7 protein-coding genes and 1 pseudogene are annotated in these 8,306 nt (G+C 71.4%); all 8 read left to right on the top strand.

Annotated elements, in window-relative coordinates:
* The first annotated feature begins 2 nt into the window (after nt 1-2).
* Nucleotides 3-500, top strand: coding sequence for a hypothetical protein (locus tag ACFWGN_RS20905; RefSeq protein ID WP_377619639.1), 498 nt, complete (start codon nt 3-5; stop codon nt 498-500).
* A gap of 200 nt (nt 501-700) precedes the next feature.
* Entirely contained in the window at nt 701-3,466 is a 2,766-nt protein-coding gene (locus tag ACFWGN_RS20910; protein WP_377619641.1) for a phage tail tape measure protein, read from the top strand.
* Nucleotides 3,467-3,555: 89 nt separating this feature from the next.
* Nucleotides 3,556-4,305 (top strand): hypothetical protein, encoded by a 750-nt coding sequence (locus ACFWGN_RS20915; protein ID WP_377619643.1) that lies wholly within the window; start codon nt 3,556-3,558, stop codon nt 4,303-4,305.
* Entirely contained in the window at nt 4,305-5,480 is a 1,176-nt protein-coding gene (locus ACFWGN_RS20920; protein ID WP_377619645.1) for a hypothetical protein, read from the top strand. The genes ACFWGN_RS20915 and ACFWGN_RS20920 overlap by 1 nt, the downstream gene beginning before the upstream one ends.
* Complete coding sequence (locus ACFWGN_RS20925; RefSeq protein ID WP_377619646.1) at nt 5,473-6,378, top strand: hypothetical protein; 906 nt, start codon at nt 5,473-5,475, stop codon at nt 6,376-6,378. The genes ACFWGN_RS20920 and ACFWGN_RS20925 overlap by 8 nt, the downstream gene beginning before the upstream one ends.
* Nucleotides 6,379-6,381: 3 nt before the next feature.
* Complete coding sequence (locus ACFWGN_RS20930) at nt 6,382-7,011, top strand: hypothetical protein (RefSeq protein WP_377619648.1); 630 nt, start codon at nt 6,382-6,384, stop codon at nt 7,009-7,011.
* Nucleotides 7,011-7,397: a hypothetical protein gene (locus ACFWGN_RS20935; protein ID WP_377619650.1), complete on the top strand. Its 387-nt coding sequence runs from the start codon at nt 7,011-7,013 to the stop codon at nt 7,395-7,397. Before ACFWGN_RS20930 ends, ACFWGN_RS20935 begins: the two co-directional genes overlap by 1 nt.
* A 65-nt stretch (nt 7,398-7,462) precedes the next feature.
* Nucleotides 7,463-8,306, top strand: a pseudogene (locus ACFWGN_RS20940) (hypothetical protein); the annotation flags it as partial.

The raw sequence follows: 8,306 nt of genomic DNA on the forward strand, positions 1-8,306 counted from the left end.
CCGTGCCGGAGTTCGACGACCTCGGGGCGTACCTGTCCCCGACGCTCGACCTGCCCGTGGCGGGGACGACGTACAAGGTGCCGTCCCCGCCCGCGCTGGTCGGTCTGCGCCTGCAGGCCGCGTGGGCCGTCACGAACGCCCGACAGGCCGGCGTGGCCGCCAAGGCGCACCACGCCGCGCTCGTCGCCGCGGACGACGGTGCCACGAGCCTCGAGCAGGACGCCCTCGGGCCCGTGTACGACCAGATGCTCGCCGACGGCGTCAGCACCGAGGTCCTCAACCACGCCGGCATGACCGCGTACCTCTGGGTCGTCGCCGGTGAGCGGGCCGCCCGCCTGTGGTGGGTGACGCCGCTGGGGGAAGCACGTACGCCGCTGCCGGACCGGTCGCCCTCGACCAGTACGGACGCGGCGACTACGACCCCGACACCGGCCTCTGGGAGTGGTACGAGGTCCCACCCGAGCAGCTCCGACGGCTCGAGCAGCGCGCCGCTGGCGTGAGCTGGGCGCGCCTCTTCGAGTCGTGGGCTGTCGTCGAGTGTGACCTGCAGGACCGGGGCATCGACGTCGACGACCGGGCGCTCATGGGCGCCCGGTCGTGGCGGTGGCTCCGCACCCGCATCAGTGGCCTCCTGGCTGACCCGGCCTCCCGCACCGCGCGCCTCCTGGCGCCCGCACCCACACAGCATCGGAGGTGACCGGTGAGCCTGGACCTCGGCACCCTGCAGGGCCACGTCGACCTCGACGTGACCAGGTTCGAGAAGAAGTACGGCGACGTCACCCAGCTAGTGAAGCGGCTTGCGTCGACCACGATCCCCGACCTCGAGGTCGACGCGGACATCCGCGACGCGACGTCGAACATCACCAAGGTCGAGACGGCCCTGAAGAAGGTCGCCTCCGCCGAGGTAGTGGCTGAGGTCGACGCGGCCATCGAGGACGCGAAGAAGAACATCGCCCGCATCGAAGCGGAGCTCGACGCCGTCGACACCACGGACGCGGAGGCGACGGTTGACGCTGACGTGTCCCCGGCACGCCAGTCCCTCGACCGGGCGAAGGCCGAGCTCCGCGCCCTGGAGGGGGCGCGCGCCGAGGTCGTGGTCGACGCTGACACGTCCGGCGCTACTGAGGCGCTCGGTGACGTCGAGGCGGAAGCCACCGATGCCGGCGGCCGGGCCGGCAAGGGCGCAGGGTCGAACCTGTCCGCCGGGATCATCGCCGCCCTGGCGACGATCCCGATCGCGGGCGCTGTCGTCGGGATCGGCGTCGCGATCGGCAAGGCCCTGCTCGACGGCCTGCAGAACGAGGTCCGTGAGGACCGTTTCATGGCGCAGACCGGCCTCGACACGGCCACCACTGCCCGCATGGGCCGCGCCGCAGGTGAGGCCTACGCAGGGAACTTCGGCGAGTCGATCGCGGCGAACCTCGACACCGCGCGCGCCGCGATCCAGGCCGGCCTCCTGGACCCGAACGCCACGAAGCAGGACGCGCAGCAAGTCATCGAGTCCATCTCCGGGGTCGCGGAACTCCTCGGGGAGGACGTCCCTCGCGTCGCGCGGTCGGCCGCGCAAGCGATCAAGACCGGCATCGCGCAGGACGCGGCGGGCGCCTTCGACCTGCTCGTCAAGGGGCAGCAGGCTGGGCTGAACGTGTCCGAGGACTGGCTGGACACGATCGACGAGTACGGTACCCAGTTCCGGGCGCTCGGGCTCGATGGCCCGAAGTCGATGGGGCTGCTGTCGCAGGCGGTGAAGGCCGGCGCGCGGGACACCGACGTCGCTGCCGACGCCCTCAAGGAGCTCGCGATCCGCGCGAAGGACGGCACCGCGGCGGCCGCCGTCGGGTTCGACAAGATCGGCGTGTCCGGCAAGGAGATGCAGGCCGCGATCAACGAGGGCGGGCCGGCTGCTGCGGCGATGCTGGAGCGCCTGCTCACTGGACTGCGTGATATCGACGACCCAGCCGACCGGTCGGCCGCTGCCCTGGCGCTGTTCGGGACGAAGGCTGAGGATCTTGCCGACGCCGCGTACGCCATGGACCTGTCGACCGCGGTGACGCAGCTCGGCCAGGTCGAGGGCGCTGCCCGGTCCGCGCTCGAGACCCTGGGTGACAACAGCGCCGGGAAGATCGCTTCCGCGCAGCGGAACATCGAGGTCGCCGCGGACGGCATCAAGGGTGCCCTGGCGACCGCGTTCTCCCCCCAGATCGAAGGGTTCGCGACGTTCGTCTCGACGAACCGTGAGGCCGTCCTGACGTTCCTCCTCGACGCGGCGAACGGCGCCCTCGACTTCGGTCGAACTCTCGTCGAAGCCGCTGCCTCCGGGACCGAGGGCATCGGGTCGTTCCTCGCCGGCCCGGTGGCCGACATGATCGACGCGCTCGCGAACGTCGCCGTCGCGATCGACAAGGCCACCCCCGGCGACCAAGGCTCGAAGGGTTTCCGGGAGTGGGCCGACGGCGCCATCGATGGTCTCAAGGACACCGAGGAGACCCTCGACGGTGTCGCGGACACGATGCGGACCAACCTCATCGAGAACGCCCTGGACCCCGCGCAGGCCAAGCTCAACGAGCTCGCGATTCCGATGATCGCCGAGGCAGCCCTGAACGACGCGACGGGCCGGCTCGCGACCGGCGTCGAAACTCTGGGGTTCAAGGCGGACGGGTCGAAGCTCGCGCTCGAGGAGCTCAACGGTGTGGTCGACCTGTCCACGCTCGCGGGGCAAGAGCTCGACGCGCAGGTCCGGTCCGTCGTCGGGGCCCTCGACGCGCAGCTCGTCGCAGCAGCGGGTGCCGGAGAGTCCCAGGACCAGCTTCGTGGGCGGGTCGAGAGCGCCCGTGAGGCGTTCATCAACCAGATGATGGCGCTGGGCTTGACGAAGGACGCTGCGGCGAAGCTTGCGGACCAGTACGGCCTCATCCCTGACCGGGTGAACACGGTCGTCACCGCCGACACGTCACAGGCGCAGACGGCTCTCGACCGCTTCCTCACGGCGGCCAGGAACCAGTCGGTCACGATCCAGGCGCGCGTCAACGCCGACCCCAGCTACTCCCCCGCGGTGTCGCAGAACATGGTCGCGCGATCGGCCGGCGGGTGGATCCCCGGCGTGCCGTCCCCGGTCGACAGCGTCCACGTGTTCGCGGCGCCCGGTGAGTTCGTGGTGAACACCGTCGCGGCGCAGAAGAACCCCGAGCTGCTCGAGGCGATCAACGACGACAAGCTCGGTGATTTCCTCGGCGGTGGGCTGGTCGGAACGGCGTCGGCCCCGGGAGCGGACAGGTCGATGGGTCCGTCGGTGAACGTGAACCCAGTCATCAACCTCGCGGGAGCACAGATCACCGCGGTGTTCGACGGCATCGGCCCGCTCACGGGCTACATCCGGGACGTCTCCACGGACACAGCGGTCGGCGTCGTGGATGCGCGTGATCGGTCGTCGGCTGGGTCCAGGCAGACGGTGGGGAGGGTGCGCTGATGGGCATCTCAGTGGAGGTCCTACCTGATGCTGGGGCGCCGCAGGTCGGTGTGACGGTGACGGGTCTGTCTGGCGCGGGTGAGTCTGTCGTGAGCGTGCAGGTGTCGTGGGATGCGGGCCGGACATGGCATGGGGTCCGCGGCGCCGAGCGCGTCGTGGTCACAGGCGGGGATTTCTTCCGTGACCACGTCCCGCCGCTGAACGTCCCGGCGACGTATCGCCTGGTCGTGCACTCGGGCGCGGTGACGCCGTCCCCGCTCGAGGCGACGATCACGGTCCCGTCGAGCTCGGCGTGGATCCAGGATCCCCTGAATCCCCGCAGCGCCGCCCAGGTGAAGAGTTTGCGGGGCGGTGCAGGGGTCCAGCTCCTCGCACCATCTGCTGCGAGCCTCACCCGACGCCAGGCCGTCGACATCACGACAGTCGAAGGCGCCCGCTATCCCGTCGCGTCCATCGGAGTCCGACAGGCGCCCGCCGACCTGCCGCTGCACATTCGAGCGATCGCCGCATCCCAGGGCGCGCTCGTGAATCAGCTCCGGGGACTGCTCGACACGGCCGGCCAGGTCGTAATCCGGGGCCTGCACCCCGCGGTCCCGATCGACGCCGTCGCGCACGTCATCGCAGGCGACATCACCGAGGTACTGACCCCGGTCGGGGTACGCAACGACTGGGAGCTCACGGTGACGCAGGTGCGTCCGACGTCGATGCGGATCGTGATCCCGTGGTGGACCTACGACCAGGTCCGGGCCCTGTGGTCCCCCCGCACCTACGACGCCGTCAAGGCCACCCGCCCAGGCGACACGTACATCGATTGGTCCCGAGACCCGGAGGTCCCCTGATGCGTGTCGAGTCCCCTGATCTGGACGCGGAGGTCGCTGGCACGACGACCGGTGACCGGCTCGAGGTCCACGCGTGGCGCGGCGGTGTGCTGGTCGCGCAGGACCTGCAGGTCTCGGCGTGGGGCCTGGGCTGGGACGCGGACCGGCAGGTCCAGGGGCAGACCACCATTACCGTCGGCGACCCTGATGGGTCGCTCGCGCCGTGGGGCATGTCGGACTCGCTGGGGCCGGGCGGGTCGCGCCTGCAGATCACGTGGGTCTCGGGCCTGTCCGGGACGCGGGTGCCGCTGGGGTGGTGGCGGATCCGTCGCCCGGACCCGCGCGAGACGTGGCTGACGTACAACCTCGGCGACGGGCGCGCGGTGCGGATCGCGGGCGGCGGGTCGGTCACGATCCAGGCCGACGAGGAGACCGCGTCCGCGGTCATGGACCGTCTGGACGCTGAGGTCATCCGTGCTGCGACGTGCGTCGCGGAGGTGCGGCGCCTCATGCAGGACATCTGCCCGGTCGTCGCGCACCCCGACGTCGTCGACGGGCCGGTGCCCGGGTCGCTGGTGTACGGCGACGGTCGCATGGATGCTGTCGACGACCTGCTCTCCACGATCGACGCGACCTACCGCATGGGGCCCGACGGTGCGATGGAGCTCGTCCCGACTGCTGGTGTGGGCCCGGTGTGGACCCTGGCTGGTGGTGAGGACGGGGTGCTCGTGGGTCTGGCCCGGTCCCTGTCCGACGACGGGGTCTACAACGCCGCGATCAGCACTGGTGAGACGCCGGACGGGCGCCCGCTGGTGGGGCGCGCGTACATCCGCTCCGGCCCGCTCGCGTGGGGTGGGCCGTTCGGCAAGGTCCCGATTTTTCACCGGTCGATCGCGACCACGCAGGCCGGGGTCGACGCCGACGCCGAGACGCTCCTCGCGAACCGGGTTGCGTCCGGCGAGGTCGACCTGACCGTGACCTGCCTGACCCACCCCGGGCTGCAGATCCAGGACCGGGTGATCGTGATCGCCGCCACCACCGCGGGTGAGCTACCGCTGGAAGGGAGGGTGGTCGGGATGCGCATGACCTCGGCGACGTCCGACTCCGGCACGACCCCGTCGAAGAAGATGACCCTGATCGTCAGGGTCTCGACGCAGGCGCTGGAAGCTGTCGCGGCCCGGGTGCGCCGTGGGTGACCTGTCCGTCGTGAGGCTGCGCGCGGGCGTCGTCGTGCCCGCCGGTGCGGGGTTCGCGGTCAACATCGACGGGTCGCGCCCGCCCGTGTCGTGGCCCGCCGGGTACATCCCCACCGCGGGCGACGCGGTACGCGTCCTGATGGTCGACGGGTCCGCCGTCGTCATGGGCCCGGTCATCACCACAGGGCTGCGACCGCTGACCGGGACCGTGCAGGGCGCCGCTACCGCCGGGATCGTGCCGGTCACCACCGACGCCGGGGTCCTGCACTGCCGGTACGTCGGCACCGCGCCAGCCATCGGCGCCCTGGTCCGCCTGGACTGGCAGTCCACCTCACCGTGGATCTGGCCCTCCGCGGCGGCGACCGTCCCGGCGCCGACCCCCGACCCCGGGGGCGGCACACCCCCACCCCCGCCAACCACGACGTCGGGCACGCTCACGATCACCGCCACAGACTCCGGGGCATGGCAGGTCGGAGGCACCTGGGCGTGGGCCGGGAACGACGTCATCCAGTACCGGTACGGGTCCGCGCGCGAGAACCGCGGCGCATGGTTCTACGGCAACGGCGCCGCCCAGCTCGCCGGGGCCACCATCACCGGCGCCCGAATCCGCCTCGGTGCACGCCTGCGCATCGGGTCCTACAACGCCGCCCAGACCCTGCACCTGTACCGGCACACCAACGCCGCCCGCCCCGCCGGAGACGTCACCCGCGTCGCCGGACCGCACGACATCACCCTCGCCCCGAACGCCAAGGCGGACTGGACACACATCCCCACTGCCTGGGGCCAAGACCTCATCAACGGGGGCGGCATCGCCGTCGCCGGATCCCCCTACGTCGGCATCACCGGTGTCGACGCCGACCCTGCCTCCGGGCAGGTACAGCTCGACTGGAGGCGCTGACCAATGGCGACAACACCCACCGGCCTGACCGTCCCCGCCGGCACCGACGTCTTCGACCCCGACGGTGACATGCGCACCCTCGCCGGGTCCCTCGACGGGCGCATCATCGTCCCGGTCGCGAACGCCGCCGACCGCGACGCGCTCGCCGCGCTCGTATCCCCGACGCCGACGGAACCCCTGACCGTTCGCCGCACAGACACGGGCGTCACCGAGACCAACACAGGCGGGCCGACCTGGACCCGTGTGGCCGGCCCCCTGACGGACCTCGTGGTCAACATCGCCCTGTGGACCTCGACCCTGCGCATCCGCCAGGAAGTCACCGCCGCGGGATGGCGCATGACCATGCGCGGCCGCCTGACCCGCACCTCAGGAGCATTCAGCCTGGGAGGTGGGTGGATCGGCATCGGCACGATCGCCATACCCGCCGACATGCGCGCCAACGTTGGCGAGAGCGACCTGATCCTCACAGCCCAGGCCCTGCCCGACGGCACGAACCTCGCCGCGCCCATCACGATGCTGCTCGACACCACGACCGGCGCCATCTCCCTGCGCTCCCCGATCGCCACCCAATCCTGGGTCGCGGGCGGCACCCTGCGACTGGACCAGCCCGCCATCTGGTACCGGGACCTGTGATGAGCGAGGCCGTCGTGATCCAGCTCATCGTGACCGCTGGCGCCCTCGTGGCGATCATCCTGGGGAAGGTCAAGCTCGACCGCATCGGGCGCGACGCGCGGGTCTCGCGCGAGCAAACCGCCAACGAACACGCGGACGCCGAGTACCCGAACCTGCGCGACGAGCTCACCGCGATGCGCGGGGAGGTATCCGCTGGCCTCGGGCGCCTCGAGGCCGGGCAGAAGCGCCACGATTCCGAGATTGGCGGGATTCGCCACGCCCAGCGGCAGCAGACCGACGCCTTGGCCCGACTCGACGAGCGCATGGAGGGCCGCGACGCCGAGCAGCGCCGCGAGCACGCCGTCCTGGCCAAGCGCCTCGACGACCACCTCACCCCCACCACCTGACCCACCCCACCCTCGGGCCCCGACAATGCGCGACGTCGGGGCCTTCGTCATGCCAGGAGGTAGACGTGAGCACTGCCCTCAAGACCGCGTCCGGTCACCGGCTGCGCGACGACGCCGCCGCGAGCTTTGACCGACTCAACGTGGGCCGTCGTTGGATCCTCACCGACTCCGAGCGGCCACTGTCGGTGCAGATCGAGATCTTCGAGGACCGGTACCCCTCGCTCGTCTCCCTCGGAGTCCCGGACCGGCGCGGCCCGTGGAAGGGCCGCTACTGGTGGCGGCGCCCCGGGACCGCCGCAGCCGCCGTCCCCGGCACCTCCAACCACGGCACCGGGACCGCGATCGACGTCACCGGCCTCGGCCATGTCGGCTCGCCGGCCTGGAACGCGTTCCGTGACACGGCAGAGCCGCACGGGTGGCGCCACCCCGACTGGGCCAAGCGCACGGTCACCTACGAGCCCTGGCACTGGGAGTACCACCCCGCGCTCGACGCCCAACCCGTCTCCAAGCCCGGCCCCAGCACGGCCGGCTCCATCACCAGCCCGACCATCCCCGGCGCCCCTGCGCCCATCGAGGAGGAGGACGACACCATGCTCGTCATCGCACGCACCAAGGCGGACCCCCAGGTTTGGATCGGCGACGGCCTCACTCGCCGCCGCGTCACAACCCAGGACACCCTCAAGAACATCCAGTGGCTCGCCACCAACGGCCTCCTGCGGGTCGCGAAGGCAGGCACGGTCCAGACCATCGAGGACCTCTGGGCACTCGGACACCCGATCGCCGACGACCTCTCCACCGTCCAGAGCGCCGTGGCCGCCGTGCCCGGCGCCGTGTGGGGACACCGTCTCGAGCACACCCTCGCCAAGGGCCCCACCGGTAAGCCCGCGACCGTGGCCGCCGGCGACCTCC

It is taken from the genome of Oerskovia sp. NPDC060338 (genome assembly GCF_042726295.1).
In the GTDB taxonomy this organism is placed as follows: domain Bacteria; phylum Actinomycetota; class Actinomycetes; order Actinomycetales; family Cellulomonadaceae; genus Oerskovia; species Oerskovia merdavium.

Excerpts from the sequence above, each read along its gene's own strand:
- ACFWGN_RS20935 (WP_377619650.1), top strand. The coding sequence starts at position 7,011 with ATGAGCGAGGCCGTCGTGATCCAGCTCATCGTGACCGCTGGCGCCCTC.
- ACFWGN_RS20920 (WP_377619645.1), top strand. The coding sequence starts at position 4,305 with ATGCGTGTCGAGTCCCCTGATCTGGACGCGGAGGTCGCTGGCACGACG.
- ACFWGN_RS20930 (WP_377619648.1), top strand. The coding sequence starts at position 6,382 with ATGGCGACAACACCCACCGGCCTGACCGTCCCCGCCGGCACCGACGTC.